General features: G+C 70.4%; 13 protein-coding genes. 4 read left to right on the forward strand and 9 right to left on the reverse strand.

Features of this window, described 5'->3' with window-relative positions; translation table 11 throughout:
• Positions 1-70 precede the first annotated feature (70 nt).
• Both IJ15_RS0114025 and IJ15_RS0114030 read right to left on the reverse strand, forming a co-directional pair.
• Positions 71-733, reverse strand: a complete 663-nt coding sequence (locus tag IJ15_RS0114025) for a response regulator (RefSeq protein WP_031938971.1) — start codon at positions 731-733, stop codon at positions 71-73.
• Between the two features lie 9 nt (positions 734-742).
• Entirely contained in the window at positions 743-1,918 is a 1,176-nt protein-coding gene (locus IJ15_RS0114030) for a sensor histidine kinase (RefSeq protein ID WP_051918885.1), read from the reverse strand.
• Positions 1,919-2,086: 168 nt separating this feature from the next.
• Here IJ15_RS0114030 and IJ15_RS0114035 point away from each other — a divergent pair, with 168 nt between their 5' ends.
• The 3 genes from IJ15_RS0114035 to IJ15_RS0114045 are packed head-to-tail and all read left to right on the forward strand — an operon-like array spanning position 2,087 to position 4,628.
• Positions 2,087-2,707, forward strand: a complete 621-nt coding sequence (locus tag IJ15_RS0114035; protein WP_031938973.1) for a membrane protein — start codon at positions 2,087-2,089, stop codon at positions 2,705-2,707.
• Positions 2,704-4,056: an alpha/beta-hydrolase family protein gene (locus IJ15_RS0114040; RefSeq protein ID WP_031938974.1), complete on the forward strand. Its 1,353-nt coding sequence runs from the start codon at positions 2,704-2,706 to the stop codon at positions 4,054-4,056. Before IJ15_RS0114035 ends, IJ15_RS0114040 begins: the two co-directional genes overlap by 4 nt.
• Positions 4,057-4,100: 44 nt before the next feature.
• The gene (locus IJ15_RS0114045) at positions 4,101-4,628 is read left to right on the forward strand and encodes a mycothiol transferase (RefSeq protein ID WP_031938975.1); all 528 of its coding nucleotides are present in this window, start codon (positions 4,101-4,103) and stop codon (positions 4,626-4,628) included.
• Positions 4,629-5,100: 472 nt separating this feature from the next.
• Here IJ15_RS0114045 and gatA read toward each other — a convergent pair whose 3' ends face one another.
• A complete protein-coding gene (gene gatA, locus IJ15_RS0114050) occupies positions 5,101-6,585 on the reverse strand; it encodes an Asp-tRNA(Asn)/Glu-tRNA(Gln) amidotransferase subunit GatA (protein ID WP_031938976.1) in 1,485 nt (494 codons plus the stop codon).
• Positions 6,582-6,881: an Asp-tRNA(Asn)/Glu-tRNA(Gln) amidotransferase subunit GatC gene (gene gatC, locus IJ15_RS0114055; protein WP_031938977.1), complete on the reverse strand. Its 300-nt coding sequence runs from the start codon at positions 6,879-6,881 to the stop codon at positions 6,582-6,584. The genes gatA and gatC overlap by 4 nt, the downstream gene beginning before the upstream one ends.
• 213 nt (positions 6,882-7,094) lie before the next feature.
• Here gatC and IJ15_RS0114060 point away from each other — a divergent pair, with 213 nt between their 5' ends.
• Positions 7,095-7,745 (forward strand): ACT domain-containing protein, encoded by a 651-nt coding sequence (locus IJ15_RS0114060; protein WP_031938978.1) that lies wholly within the window; start codon positions 7,095-7,097, stop codon positions 7,743-7,745.
• A gap of 9 nt (positions 7,746-7,754) precedes the next feature.
• On the opposite strand, the gene IJ15_RS0114065 is transcribed toward IJ15_RS0114060, so the two are convergent.
• The 5 genes from IJ15_RS0114065 to IJ15_RS0114090 form a co-directional block, all read right to left on the reverse strand.
• Positions 7,755-8,243 carry a GNAT family N-acetyltransferase gene (locus tag IJ15_RS0114065; protein WP_031938979.1) on the reverse strand — a complete coding sequence of 163 codons (489 nt, stop codon included), beginning with the start codon at positions 8,241-8,243 and terminating at the stop codon, positions 7,755-7,757.
• 340 nt (positions 8,244-8,583) lie between these two features.
• Positions 8,584-10,689 carry an NAD-dependent DNA ligase LigA gene (gene ligA / locus IJ15_RS0114075; protein WP_031938980.1) on the reverse strand — a complete coding sequence of 702 codons (2,106 nt, stop codon included), beginning with the start codon at positions 10,687-10,689 and terminating at the stop codon, positions 8,584-8,586.
• Between the two features lie 108 nt (positions 10,690-10,797).
• Positions 10,798-11,829, reverse strand: coding sequence for a methionine synthase (locus IJ15_RS0114080; RefSeq protein WP_031938981.1), 1,032 nt, complete (start codon positions 11,827-11,829; stop codon positions 10,798-10,800).
• Positions 11,826-12,914 (reverse strand): tRNA 2-thiouridine(34) synthase MnmA, encoded by a 1,089-nt coding sequence (gene mnmA / locus IJ15_RS0114085; protein WP_031938982.1) that lies wholly within the window; start codon positions 12,912-12,914, stop codon positions 11,826-11,828. The genes IJ15_RS0114080 and mnmA overlap by 4 nt, the downstream gene beginning before the upstream one ends.
• Positions 12,915-14,132 carry a cysteine desulfurase family protein gene (locus IJ15_RS0114090; protein WP_031938983.1) on the reverse strand — a complete coding sequence of 406 codons (1,218 nt, stop codon included), beginning with the start codon at positions 14,130-14,132 and terminating at the stop codon, positions 12,915-12,917. It lies immediately after the preceding gene.
• Between the last annotated feature and the right edge of the window lie 19 nt (positions 14,133-14,151).

Here is a 14,151-nt window from a genome sequence, read left to right on the forward strand (position 1 = left end):
GGAGAAGAATGGAGCAGAGCGGTCCCTTCTCATCTTGCCGCGCCTGCGCCGATCAGGCACGCCGAGTCGATCACCCGGGTGTGACGAGTCCGGTTTCGTAGGCGAGGACGACGGCCTGGGCGCGGTCGCGCAGCGACAGCTTCGCGAGCACCTTCCCGACGTGCGTCTTGACGGTCTGTTCCGCGACGAACAACCGTTCGGCGATCTCGATGTTCGACAGTCCCGCGGCGATCAGTTCGAGGACCTCCCGCTCACGGGGCGTGAGCGCGTCGAGTTGCCGGCCACGGTGGCGCGGGGTCGCGCGTCGCCGGGTGACGTCCTCGATGAGCCTCCGGGTGACGCTCGGCGCGAGCAGCGCCTCACCGGCCGCGACGACGCGCACCGCCCGGATCAGTTCCTCGGCCGGCGCGTCCTTGAGCAGGAATCCGCTCGCCCCCAGCCCGAGGGCCTCGTAGACGTACTCGTCGATGTCGAACGTGGTGAGCATCAGCACCCGCACCGGCGGTTCCAGTGCCGCCGCGAGGATCTCGCGTGCCGCGTCGAGCCCGTTCATCTCCGGCATCCGCACGTCCATCAGCACGACGTCCGGCCGCAGCCGCTTGACCTCGGTGACCGCGGCACGACCGTCGGGGGCGTCTCCGATGACGCTGATGTCGGGTTGCGCGCCCAGCAGCGCGCCGAAGCCCTGCCGCACCATCGCCTGGTCGTCCGCAATGAATACCGTGATCGCCACCGCCACAGCCTAGGCGAGCGGCGCGCTCGGGATTTGCGCCCTGACCTCGAATCCGCCGTCGTCCCGCACGAGGGTGTCGAGGGTGCCACCGATCGCGGCCGCGCGTTCGCGCATGCCGGCGATGCCGCTGCCACCCGACGACTCCGGCGGTCGGGCAGCCTGCGAGGCAGGACCGTTGTGCACCACGATCGAGGTGACGGTCGGTCCGTACTCGACCGCCACCGTCACCGGTGCGCCCGGGCAGTGCCGGGCGGCATTGGACAGCGACTCCTGCAGGATCCGGTACACCGTCAGTCCCGCGATCTCCGACAGCGCCGCCGGATCGCCGGTGACGTTCCACGACAACGAGATCCCCGCCCGCCGGGTGCCGTCGAGCAACTCCCGGATCTCGCCGACGCCGGGCTGGGGTGCCCGATCGATCGTCTCGGCGTCGCTGCGCAGCACGCCCAGCAGACCGCGGATCTCGTTGAGCGCCTCCCGCGCGGTGGCGCCGATGGACTCGAACTCGGCTTTCGCCTCGTCGGACACCGACGCGATCCGGTACGGCGCGCTCTGCGCCTGCACGACGACCATCGACATGTGGTGGGCCACGACGTCGTGCAGGTCACGGGCGATGCGCGCCTTCTCCTCGAGGATCGCCCGGCGCGCCCGTTCCAGTTCACCGGCCTCCTCCTCGGCGGCCAACTGGCGGCGGGAGAGCACCAGCCAGCGGATCAGGAGACCGAAGACGACCAGCGCGCTGAGCCCCACCGCCCAGCCGATGCCGTCGTCGCCCGGGGTGTTCGCGAAGAACAGCAGCACCGTCGAGATCCACGCCACCGCGACGGTGGGCAGAGCGGCGACGAGACTCACCGCCAACAGCAGCGTCATGATCACGATGATGTGCACGACCTGCCAGGGGTAGACGTACCCCGAGTCCGGGACGAGATCGAACACCCACGGGATCACGAGCGCCGACACCGCCGACACCGCCCATCCGAGAGCCGGATTGGAACGGACGAAGAGGAACGGCCACGCGGCGAGCGCCGCGATGATCGGCTGCACGGGCGGCGGCACCTGATGGGTGAGGTGCAGCGTCGGCCAGGCCACCGCGAACAGGATCACGGTGACGAGACCGATGACGACGTTCACCCCGTGCCCGCGCAACCGGTTCGTCGCGCCACGGACCACTCTCGTTCCACTCACAGGTTCCGACTCTAGGAACTCCGGTCTCGTCGAGCCTCATACCTGAGGGTGAGATCGGCGTGGCTCCGAAGTACGAGCGACGCCGCACCGATCCCGCTCGGGCACTGCACACGATCCCCACCGCCGGGTGATGCCCCAGCGTACGACCCATTTCTAGCGTCGTTTGGCATGCGAACCAGAATCTGGGCCGGCGCGGTCCTGGCCGCCACCTCGATCGTGACCGCCGCCTCGTACGCACCCGCAGCCGACGCGGACACCCCGTTGCGAGAGAACGTCGTCGCTGCCCGGGCCGTCACCGCCCTGACCACCCTGACCGCCGACGACCGGTCACCGGACGTGGTGCCGCGCGATTTCGACGAGGTGATGGGCTATCGACCCACCGTCGAGAACGGGATGCTCGTCAATCCGGACGGGGCGTGCTCGTCGCCGGTGCCGCTGCCGTCCGAGTTCGACACGGCATGCAAGTCGCACGACTTCGGCTACGACCTGCTGCGGTACGCCCACCTGGGCGGCGGCGACCTCGGACCGTGGGCGCGCACCGAGATCGATGCCCAACTGGACCGGCGCCTGCACGACGCGTGCGATGCCCGGATCCGGGACCGCGCACAGTGTTTCGTGATGGCAGACACCGCCGCGACCGCGGTCGGATGGAACTCGCGGAGGCAGGGCTACGGCACCCCCGTCGACGAACCCTGGATCCGGTACGCCCTCGGCGGCTCCCTCACCGTCGCGGGGATGCTGGCCTCCGCGTTCGTGATCCGCCGGGTCCGGTCCCGGGGTGCGGCATGAGCGTCGCCGCGGGCACCCGGGCCGTCACCTCGGGCGCCCTGACGCTTCCCCGTGTGAGCACGACGCTGGCGCTGTCCGGAGGAGCCGTCGCAGCGCTCGCCCCGTCCCTGCTGCCCCGCGGACCCGTCCCCCAGGGTGTCCTGACCGGGGCACTGGCGGCGCTGGCCTGGGGCGCCGTGTCGGTGATGCGCCGGTTCAGGCGTTCGAGCGCGGTGGAACGTCACCGGGACGGCCGCGTCGTCGCGTTGGTGCTCGGCGTCGTCGCACTCGTCTGGTCGGTCGCGACCGCGAATCGCTGGCAGAACGCGGTGCGGGCGGCGATGGGTGCGCCGACGGTCGGTGCCGGGCACTGGGCGGAGGTGGCGTTCTGGGCGAGCGGGACGTGCCTGGCACTGTTCGGGGTAATCCGTGGAACCTGCAGCGTCGCAAGCCGTCTCGGACCGGTACGAGCGGTCGCACTGTCGCTCGTGGCGGGATCGGTTCTCGTTGCTGCCGCCGCTCCCGCCACGGCCTCCGCTGCGTCGCAGCACTTCCGGAGCACGAGCGCACGGATCGACCCGACACTGGCACCCGGTGATCCTCGGTCACTCGTCCCCTGGTCGAGCCTGGGCGCGGAAGGGCGCCGATTCGTCGCCGGAGTGTCCGATCCGCGCAGTGTCCGAACCTATGTCGGCCTCGACTCGGCCCCGACCGTGACCGCGCGAGCCCGGCTCGCGGTCGCCGAGATGGATCGTGCGGGGGCCTTCCTCCGGTCCCGGGTGGTCGTCGCGGTCCCCACCGGTTCGGGGTGGATCGACGGCGAGGCCGCCCGCGGGCTCGAACGCCGCTTCGCCGGCGATGTCGCGACAGTCGGCCTGCAGTACTCGTATGCACCGAGTTGGGCGACGTTCCTGTTCGGTCGGGCCGACGCCGAGGAATCGGCGCGCGCACTGTTCACGGCCGTGTCGGAGCGGATCGGGCAGTTGCCCGCGGCGGAGCGCCCGGCACTGCACGTGTACGGGCAGAGTCTGGGGTCGGTGGGCGGCAGCGCTATCTTCGACGACGCCGCGGACCGGCAGGCACGCACGTGCAGCGTCCTGTGGGCCGGGCCCCCGGCCGGAGCCGTCCGAACCGACGACGCGACGGTGCTGGCGAACAGTTCCGATCCGGTGGTGTGGTGGTCGCCCTCGCTGCTCGCCCGAGCACCCGACCTCCACCGGGTACGCATCGATGCACCTGTGCCACAATGGATTCCCGGCATCAGCTTCCTCCAGACCAGCGTGGACATGCTGTTCGCGCTCGACGCCCCCGCCGGGCACGGGCACCGGTACGGCGACGATCAGGGCCTGCGGATGCCGGACTGCCCCTGATCGGAAGCGTCCCGCGACCGCCGGTGTGCGCCTACCGTGGACCCATGACGGGACAGAGGGAGACGGACGCCGCCCGCGAGATCCTGCGGGACAACTTCGAGCGCATCCGGGAGTCGGTGGTCGAGGTGTGCACCGACCTGACACCCGAGATGTCCGACTACCGCCCCGGCCCGCGGGCCAACTCGATCGCCTGGCTGATCTGGCACCTTACCCGCGTCCAGGACGATCACGTGAGTGACGCGGCGGACGTGGAGCAGGCCTGGACGTCCCGCGGTTGGCGGGAGCGGTTCGATCTCCCGTTCCCCGCCGGTGACATCGGATACGGGCACAGCAGCACCGACGTCGGTCACGTGCACGCCGACGCCCGGTTGCTCGCCGACTACCACGGCGATGTCCACCTGGCGACACTCGAGTACATCGACGAGCTCACCGCCGACGAACTCGACCGGATCGTGGACCGGCGGTGGGATCCGCCGGTCACGGTCTCGGTGCGTCTCGTCAGCGTGATCGGCGACTGCCTGCAGCATCTGGGGCAGGCTTCGTACGTGCGGGGGTTGTTCGCGGCGCGGTGATCCGGTCGTCGAAGCGTCGCTCGACACCGGCATCGGCCTCGACCGCGCACCCCGGTTGCTCGACGAGCCACTCGATCAGCCCGGCGATGCGCCGGGCCTGCGACTCGAGCATGTACACGATCGAGCCCGAACCGAGGTTCGTGTTGGGCCCGTACATCGACGACGGTGCCGTCGGCCGTCCGCACCGACCACCGGTTGGTGCGCTCGTCGAACTCCGCCCCGATGACCGTGACCCCGAACCGGATCAGCGGGCGCAGACGGCACATCGCACGCGGCGCCCGGGTAGGTGTTGTCCCGCCAAACCCCGCCGACATCGTCGCCCTGTTCGAGGATCGTGATCGACGGCTGCCCCACTTCGGCCCTCCTGCCATCGGTTCCGGTCTGCTGCCCCGCAGCCAGGTCCCGGCAGAACGCGCGACAGCCCGGATCCGATGTCCGGATCCGGGCTGTCGACACGCGTGGGTCGAGCGGGTTACGCGACGGGCGACGCGATCGGCCCGCGGGCCGCCTCGTAGGCCGCGCCGACGCGGTACAGGCGCTCGTCGGCCAGGGCCGGCGCCATGATCTGCAGGCCGACGGGCAGACCGTCGTCCGCGGACACACCCGACGGCACCGACATCGCGCAGTGCCCGGCCAGGTTGGTCGGCAGCGTGCACAGGTCGGACAGGTACATCGCCAGCGGGTCGTCGACTTTCTCGCCGAGCTTCCACGGCGTGAACGGGCTGGTCGGCGAGACCAGGACGTCGACCTTCTCGTACGCGGCATCGAAGTCGCGCGCGATCAGCGTGCGGACCTTGAGGGCCGCACCGTAGTAGGCGTCGTAGTAGCCCGACGACAGCGCGTAGGTGCCGATCATGATGCGGCGCTTGACTTCCTTGCCGAAGCCCGCGGCGCGGGTCGCGGCCATGACCTGGTCCGCGCTCATGTCGCCCTCGTCGACCCGCATGCCGTACCGCATGGCGTCGAAGCGCGCGAGGTTGGACGACACCTCACTCGGCAGCACCAGGTAGTACGACGCGAGCGCATGCTCGAAGCTGGGGCACGAGACCTCGACGACCTCGGCACCGAGCGCCGTCAACTGCGCGACCGCGGCGTCGAACGACGAGATGACGCCCGGCTGGTAGCTGTCGGAGTGCAGTTCCTTCACGACGCCGACGCGAACGCCCTTCAGGTCGCCGGTCGCGCCCTGGCGGGCCGCCTCGACGACGGGACGAACCGGCTCGTTCAGTGACGTGGAGTCACGCGGGTCGTAGCCGGCGATCACCTCGTGCAGCAGCGCGGTGTCGAGGACGGTGCGACCGCACGGGCCGCCCTGGTCGAGCGACGACGCGCACGCGACGAGACCGAAGCGCGAGACGGTGCCGTACGTGGGCTTGGTGCCGACGGTCGCGGTGACCGCGGCGGGCTGCCGGATCGAGCCGCCGGTGTCGGTGCCGATCGCGAGCGGAGCCTGGTACGACGCGAGCGCCGCCGCCGAGCCGCCACCCGAACCACCCGGAATGCGCGTGGTGTCCCACGGGTTCCGGGTCGGGCCGTACGCCGAGTTCTCGGTGGACGAACCCATCGCGAACTCGTCCATGTTGGTCTTGCCCAGGATCGGGATCCCGGCCTCGCGCAGCTTGGTGGTGAGCGTCGCGTCGTACGGCGACACCCAGCCCTCGAGGATCTTCGACGCGCACGTGGTGGGCATGTCGGTGGTGGTGAAGACGTCCTTGAGTGCGATCGGCACACCCGCCAGCGCCGACGATGGCGCCTCACCGGCGGCGAGTGCGGAGTCGACCTCCTTGGCCGCGACGAGCGCCTGCTCCCCCGCGACGTGCAGGAAGGCGTGCAGTTCACCGTCGACCTGACCGATCCGGTCCAGGTGCGCCTGCGTGGCCTCCACCGACGAGATCTCGCGCGAGTGGATCTTCGACGCCAGATCGGAGGCGTCGAGACGAGTCAGATCGGTGCTCATTCGCCCTCTCCCAGAATCTGCGGAACGGCGAACCGATCCTGTTCGACGGCCGGCGCACCCGACAGTGCCTGCTCGGGCGTGAGGCCCGGCACGATGACGTCCGGCCGCGTCACGTTCGCGATCGGGTTGGGGTTCGCGGTGGGCGGGACATCATCTGCCGCGACCTCGGACACCGCCTTCACGTGGCTGAGAATCGAATCCAGCTGACCGGCGAACTCGTCGAGTTCCGCGTCGGTCAGGGCAAGCCGGGACAGCCGGGCGAGGTGTGCGACCTCGTCACGGGAGATGGCAGGCACCTTCGGTGACCCCTTTCAGGTCGAAGTGAACGTTCCCGACCAGCCTAGAGCGTGGCCGGATCGGTCGTGCAGCCCGTCACCCCAGCGGCCGCCAGCGCGGGGTGAAAGGATAGGTGGCGGCGGGGGTGCGCATCGTGTCCTTTTCATCGGCTCCATCGGCACCGCCCCGTCCTCGGTATCGGACCCGGCACCGAACGAACGGAAAGGCAGCACGTGTCCTACCTGCTCCGCGTCCAACTCCCCGACCGACCCGGCAGCCTCGGCGCCCTCGCCGTCGCCCTCGGCTCCGCGGGAGCGGACATCCTGTCGCTCGACGTCGTCGAACGGGGATCGGGATTCGCCGTCGACGACCTCGTGGTCGACGTTGCGGCCGGTTCACTGCCGGACACCCTCATCACCGCGGCCGAGAGGCTCCCCGACGTCCGGGTCGACTCCATCCGCCCGTACGCCGGCATCCTCGATACCCACCGCGAGCTGGAGTTGATCGACCACGTCGCCACCGCGCACTCCGACCGACTGCAGGTCCTCGTCGACGGGGCGCCGCGGGTGCTGCGCGTCGGCTGGTCCACCGTCATGGACATCGGTCCGCACGGGTCGTTCCGCGTCGTCGGGAGCCCTGGTGCACCCGAGACCCACGCCGGTGACGCACCCTGGATGCCGCTGCGGGAGGCCACCGTCCTCGACGGCACCGACGAATGGGTTCCGCAGGTGTGGCGCGACATGGACACCACCCTCGCGGCCGCCCCGCTCGGTGACACCGGTCGGGTACTGCTGCTCGGACGCCCCGGCGGGCCGGAGTTCCGCCCGTCGGAGGTGGCGCGACTGGGCTACCTCGCCGGGATCGTCGCCACCGTCCTGCGCTGACGGCTGACGTCAGACCAGTTCGCGCACCAGCGCGGTCAACTCGATCCCGGGAATCGGCGCCCAGTTGCGCTCGGGCGCCGGGACGAAACCGTTGCGGTCGTAGATGCGTCGCGCGTCGACCATGTCGGGCTGCGTCGAGATGACGACCGCATGGTCGCCGCGGTCGTACGCGACGTCGAGCACGTGGCGCACCAGTGCCGAGCCGACGCCCTTGCCGCGTGCGGACTGCGCGACCGCGAGCATGCGGAACTCGAGTTCCCCCTTCTCGGCGACGTCCGCGAAGGGGGACTCCGGTTCGGCGATGGTCACCGATCCGACGATCTCACCGTCGACCAACGCGACCACGACATCGGCCTGGTCGGCCCGGGTCGCGGTGTCGCGCAGTCGCTCCGCGTACATGTCGCTGTCCGATACGAAACCACCGTCGATGTAGACGTCGGCTGTGAGTTCGCCGACGGTGTCGTAGTCGGCGGGGGTGACGGGCCGGATATCGATCATGGCGTCACTATGTCAGCCGCAACCCGCCGTCAGAAAACCGATTCAGATGCCCCGACCGGCGCGGATGAGACACGCACCACATTCGAGACGCCGTGCGATCGGCGCCGCTGCCGCCCGCGTCGCCGCCGCACCGCGGTGCATGCAGCCGCCCCCGAACTGTTCCGACCAGCATCGATGGCACGAAGTTCGCTGTGCGCACACTCGACGGTCCGGCACGGATTTCCGACCATCGGAAATCCTCCGAAAACGACACCATGTCGTAGCGTGGCGTTCGTCACGTAGACAAGCGCGGCGCGACAGTGTGAATGTTCCTGTCGCGCTGCGCTTCTGCCGCGAAACGTCAGATCCCGGCCGGTCCGTTTTCGAGAAGATTGCGGAATCCGGCCTCGTCGAGGATCGGCACGCCGAGCTCCTCGGCCTTGGCCGCCTTCGAACCCGGGGCGTCGCCGATCACGACGAACGCCGTCTTCTTCGACACCGAACCGGCAGCCTTGCCGCCGCGGATCAGGATCGCCTCCTTCGCCTCGTCCCGGGAGAATCCCTCGAGCGAACCGGTGACGACGATGGACAGGCCCTCGAGGCTGCGCACGATCGACTCGTCCCGCTCGTCCTCCATCGTCACGCCCGCCGCACGCCACTTCTCGACGATGTCCCGATGCCAGTCGACGGCGAACCATTCGACGACGGCCGCCGCGATGGTGCCGCCGACGCCGTCGACCGCCGCGAGTTCGTCGACCCCGGCGTTCTCGATGCGATCGAGGCTGCCGAACTCGCCGGCCAACGCCCGTGCCGCCGTCGGACCGACGTGCCGGATGGACAACGCGACGAGCACGCGCCACAGCGGCTGCTGCTTCGCCGAGCCGAGGTTGTCGAGCAGCCGCCGACCGTTCGCCGACAGCTTCCCCGCCTTGGTGCGGAACAGCGACGCCTGCATCAGATCGTCCTCGGTGAGCGAGAACAGGTCACCTTCGTCGCGGATGACGCCGGCCTGCAGCAGCGCGGTCGCCGCCTCGTACCCGAGGACCTCGATGTCGAACGCGCCGCGGCCCGCGACGTGGAACACCCGCTCGCGCAACTGCGCCGGGCACGAACGCTGGTTGGGGCAGCGGATGTCGGCGTCGCCCTCCTTGGCGGGCGCGAGCGTGGTGCCGCATTCGGGGCACTCGGTGGGCATCACGAACTCGGTCTCGGTGCCGTCGCGCACGTCGACGACCGGACCCAGCACCTCGGGGATCACCTCACCGGCCTTGCGGATCACGACGGTGTCGCCGATCAGCACGCCCTTGCGCTTGACCTCCGACCCGTTGTGCAGCGTTGCCAGCGCCACCGTCGAACCGGCCACCAGCACCGGTTCCATGTACGCGAACGGGGTGACCCGGCCGGTGCGGCCGACACTGACCCGGATGTCGAGGAGCTTGGTGGTGGCCTCCTCCGGCGGGTACTTGTAGGCGATCGCCCAGCGGGGCGCGCGGGACGTGGCGCCGAGACGACGGTGCAGTGCCATCTCGTCGACCTTGACGACCAGACCGTCGATCTCGTGCTCGACGTCGTGGCGGTGCTCGTCCCAGTACTGCACCTTCTCGACCACCGCGTCGATGCCGACCACGCGCGAGGTGTGCGACGACACCGGCAGCCCCCATGCCGCGAGCGCGGTGTAGGCGTCGTACTGCCCGACCGGGTCGAAGCCCTCGGTACGGCCGAGTCCGTGACAGATCATGCCGAGCCGGCGGCGGGCGGTGACGGCCGGATTCTTCTGCCGCAGCGACCCCGCCGCCGAGTTGCGCGGATTCGCGAAGGGCGCCTTGCCGTCCTGGACCAGGGACGCGTTGAGCGCCGCGAAGTCCTCGAGCCGGAAGAACACCTCGCCGCGCACCTCGAGCAGCGCCGGAACCGGATATTCGCTTGTGGGCGTGAGAGTTTCGGGAATGTCGGCGATGGTGCGCGCATTGAGCGTGACGTCCTCGCCGGTACGCCCGTCACCGCGAGTGGCCGCGCGGACCAGTCGGCCGTTCTCGTACACCAGGTTCAGCGCGACACCGTCGATCTTGACCTCGCACAGGTAGTGCAGGTCAGTTCCCGTCTCCTGTTCGACCCGGCCGGCCCAGGTGCGGAGCTCGTCGAGGTCGAAGACGTTGTCGAGGCTGAGCATCCGCTCGAGGTGGTCGACGGCGGTGAACTCGGTCGCGAACCCGCCGCCGACGAGCTGGGTGGGCGAATCCGGCGTCCGTAGGTCCGGGTGGAGTTCCTCGAGCGCGTTCAACTGCCCGAGCAGGGCGTCGAACTCGCCGTCGGAGACGATCGGCGAATCGAGGACGTAGTAGCGGAACTGGTGGTTGCGCACCACCTCGGCCAGTTCCTGCCAGCGTTCACGATCCTCTGTGCCGGCCGGTTCCGGCGCAGCATCGGAGGGGCTGGCGACGGCAGGAGCGGCTTCGTTCTGGTCCACCCGGGAAGGTTATCGCAGCCAGCTGACAGATTCCGCCGCCGCAACAGCGGTCGCCGAACGGGAACAGAGGTACCGGCCGGGACCGGAAAACGTGTCGTGAACTCCCGTTCAGGCCATCGCGGACGGGTCGGCACCGTCGGCGAACGCGCGGGTCAGCTCGTTCGCCGACCGCAGCGCCGTGCGCGCCCAGTCGGCGCCCGCACCGGCCAACCCGCACTCGGGTGTCACCGTGACCCGCGACGCCAGCAACTCCCGGGAGAACCCGAGACGATCGAACAGCCGGGTGGCCGGCTCGGCCAGGTCCCGCCAGCCCGGGGTGCGCTCGGGTGCAGCGGTCGACACCAGGCCCAGCGCGAGGTCGACACCGGCGTCGAGCAGTTCCCCGATGCCGTCGAGGTCGGCGGTGCGCAGCGTGCTCACGTCGAGGCCCACCATCGACGCACCACTGCGGCGGAGCAACCCGAGCGGGGCGTCGGCGGCGCAGCAGTGCACCAGCACGGGCGCCCCGATCCGCTCGATCGCCAGTTGCAGCAGGTGGAGGGCCTCGGGCTCGGGCAGCGCGCGCGGGGTCTGCAGGATCGACACCCCCGACAGCGAGCCCGCGAGCACCGCGGGCAGTCCGGGCTCGTCGAGCTGGACCACCACCGGGGAACCGAGGCGCCGCTCGGCATCCGCGACGTGGGCCGCGACGCCCTCGGCGAGCGACTCGGTGAGATCACGCAACGCCCCCGGATCGGTGAGCACCCGGTGCCCACCGAACAGTTCCAGTTGCGACGCGAGCGTCAGCGGGCCGACGGCCTGCACCTTCACCGGCTGGTCGGTGCCCCGACGTCCCGCGAGCTCCCAGGATTCCTCGAACGCGTCGAGATCGCGGGCCAGCAGATCGCGGGCGGTACGGGTGGCCGCTCCGACCCGCTGGGTCAGCCGGTAGCCGGTGGTGGAGGTGTCGAGCGGGATGTCGATCAGCAGCGCCGCGGCGCGGCCGACCATGTCGGCGCCGAGCCCGCGCGCCGGCAACTCCACGAGATGCGGCAGCGCTGCGAGTTCACCGACCACGATCTCCGCGGCCGCCCGCGGATCGGTGCCGGGCCACGAGCCGACGCCCGTCGCGACGCCGACGGGAATGCGGGCCGCCGTCACGGACGGTCCGCGGAGGTTCCCGAGATGGTGCCGCTGCCGAGGACCACGTCGCCGGCCTCGTCCGGGCGGTACAGGACGACGGCCTGCCCCTTCGCGACACCGGTGAGCGGTTCCGACAACTGCACGACGATGCCGCCGTCGACTTCCTCCGCGACGGCGCGGGCGGTCCCGCCGTGGGCCCGCACCTGCACGACACACTCGACCGGACCCTCCGGCGCCTGCCCGGACGTCCAGATCGCGCGGTCGGCGGTGATGGTCCACACCTCGAGCCGGGTGGCCGAACCGACCCGCACGGTGCCGGTGTCGGGTTCGATCGCCGTCACGTAGCGCGGCTGCCCATCGGCGGCCGGGCCCTGGACGCCGAGTCCCTTGCGCTGGCCGATCGTGAAGCCGTGCACACCCTCGTGCTGCGCGAGCACCTCGCCGGTGTCGGCGTCGACCACGGCGCCGGGGCGGATGCCGATCTTCGCGCCGAGGAACGCCCGCGTGTCACCGGAAGGGATGAAGCAGATGTCGTGACTGTCAGGCTTGTTCGCGACCGCGAGTCCGCGCTCGGCGGCCTCCTCGCGGATCTGCTCCTTGGGGGTGTCGCCGATCGGGAACATGGCCCGCGACAACTGCTCCGCGGTGAGCACCGCGAGCACGTACGACTGGTCCTTGTCGGCGTCGACGGCGCGGCGCAGCACGCCGTCCTCGAGTCGCGCGTAGTGCCCCGTTGCGACGGCGTCGAATCCCAGCGCGTAGGCGCGGTCGGCGAGCGCCGCGAACTTGATCTTCTCGTTGCACCGCAGGCACGGGTTCGGAGTCTCCCCCGCCGCGTACGCCTCGACGAAGTCGTCGATCACGTCTTCCTTGAAGCGGTCCGCGAAATCCCAGACGTAGAAAGGGATCCCGAGCACATCGGCCGCACGCTTGGCGTCGCCCGCGTCCTCCTTGGAGCAGCAGCCGCGCGACCCGGTCCGCAGGGTGCCCGGCGCCGTCGACAAGGCGAGGTGGACACCGACCACGTCGTGGCCGGCCGCGACCGCGCGGGCCGCGGCAACCGCGGAGTCCACTCCGCCGCTCATCGCTGCCAGAACTCGCATCTAACGATTCCCTCCTCGCGCGCCTGCGCTCGCCAGTCCGGCGGCACGAGCACGTTCGATCACCTGCGGCAGCGCCGACAGCAGCGCCTCGATGTCCCGCTCGGTCGATGTGTGCCCCAACGAGAATCGCAGCGATCCCCGCGCCAGGACGGGGTCGATCCCCATCGCCGTCAGCACATGACTGGCACTCGCGACACCGGCCGTGCACGCCGACCCCGTGGAACACTCGACGCCGGCGACGTCGAGCAGCATCAGCAGCGAGTCGCCCTCGCAACCCGGAAAAGTGAAGTGCGCGTTGCCGGGAAGCCGGGCGTCGCCGGTGGCACCGTTGAGGATCGCGTCGGGCACGATCGCCTGCACACCCTCGATCAGGTTCTCCCGCAACGTAGTCAACTCGGCGGTGCGCGCCTCCATCTCGGCCGCCGTGATCCGCAGCGCGGACGCGAGGCCGACGATGGACGCCGTGTCCTGCGTGCCGGAACGCAGATCGCGCTCGTGCCCGCCGCCGTGCGAGAGCGGCACACACGGCACCTGGCGCCCCAGCAGCAGCGCGCCGACACCCTGCGGGCCGCCCAGCTTGTGACCGGCGATGCTCAGCGCCGACAGCCCGCTCGCCGCGAAGTCGATCGGCAGGTGCGCCGCGGCCTGCACCGCGTCGGAGTGGATCGGGACGTCGTAGGCAGACGCAATCGCGGCAATCTTCTCGATCGGGTTGATCGTGCCGATCTCGTTGTTGGCCCACATCACGGTGACGAGGGCGGTCTCCTCGGCGTGGGCGGCAAGTTCGGCACGCACCACGTCGGGGTCGACGGCGCCGTTCGCGTCCACCGGCAACCACGTCACCCGGGCGCCCTCGTGCGCGACGAGCCACTCGACGGCGTCGAGCACGGCATGGTGCTCGACGGCGCTCGCGAGGATGCGGGTGCGCTTGGGGTCTGCGTCGCGGCGGGCCCAGTAGATGCCCTTGACGGCGAGGTTGTCGCTCTCGGTGCCACCGGAGGTGAAGATCACCTCGGACGGACGGGCCCCGAGGGAGGCGGCGATGGACTCGCGGGACTCCTCGATCCGGCGCCGGGCCGATCGACCCGATCCGTGCAGCGACGAGGCGTTACCCACCGTGGCGAAGACCTCGGTCATCGCCACGATCGTCGCCGGATACATAGGTGTGGTCGCGGCGTGGTCGAGGTAGACCGCTGAGCTGGTGGCAGGCGAGATCATGACTCGACAAGGATAACCG

The sequence above is a fragment of the Prescottella defluvii genome, from assembly GCF_000738775.1.
In the GTDB taxonomy this organism is placed as follows: Bacteria; Actinomycetota; Actinomycetes; order Mycobacteriales; family Mycobacteriaceae; genus Prescottella; species Prescottella defluvii.

Excerpts from the sequence above, each read along its gene's own strand:
- IJ15_RS0114035 (WP_031938973.1), top strand. The coding sequence starts at position 2,087 with ATGCGAACCAGAATCTGGGCCGGCGCGGTCCTGGCCGCCACCTCGATC.
- IJ15_RS0114040 (WP_031938974.1), top strand. The coding sequence starts at position 2,704 with ATGAGCGTCGCCGCGGGCACCCGGGCCGTCACCTCGGGCGCCCTGACG.
- IJ15_RS0114045 (WP_031938975.1), top strand. The coding sequence starts at position 4,101 with ATGACGGGACAGAGGGAGACGGACGCCGCCCGCGAGATCCTGCGGGAC.
- gatA (WP_031938976.1), bottom strand. The coding sequence starts at position 6,585 with ATGAGCACCGATCTGACTCGTCTCGACGCCTCCGATCTGGCGTCGAAG.
- IJ15_RS0114065 (WP_031938979.1), bottom strand. The coding sequence starts at position 8,243 with ATGATCGATATCCGGCCCGTCACCCCCGCCGACTACGACACCGTCGGC.
- mnmA (WP_031938982.1), bottom strand. The coding sequence starts at position 12,914 with ATGCGAGTTCTGGCAGCGATGAGCGGCGGAGTGGACTCCGCGGTTGCC.
- IJ15_RS0114090 (WP_031938983.1), bottom strand. The coding sequence starts at position 14,132 with ATGATCTCGCCTGCCACCAGCTCAGCGGTCTACCTCGACCACGCCGCG.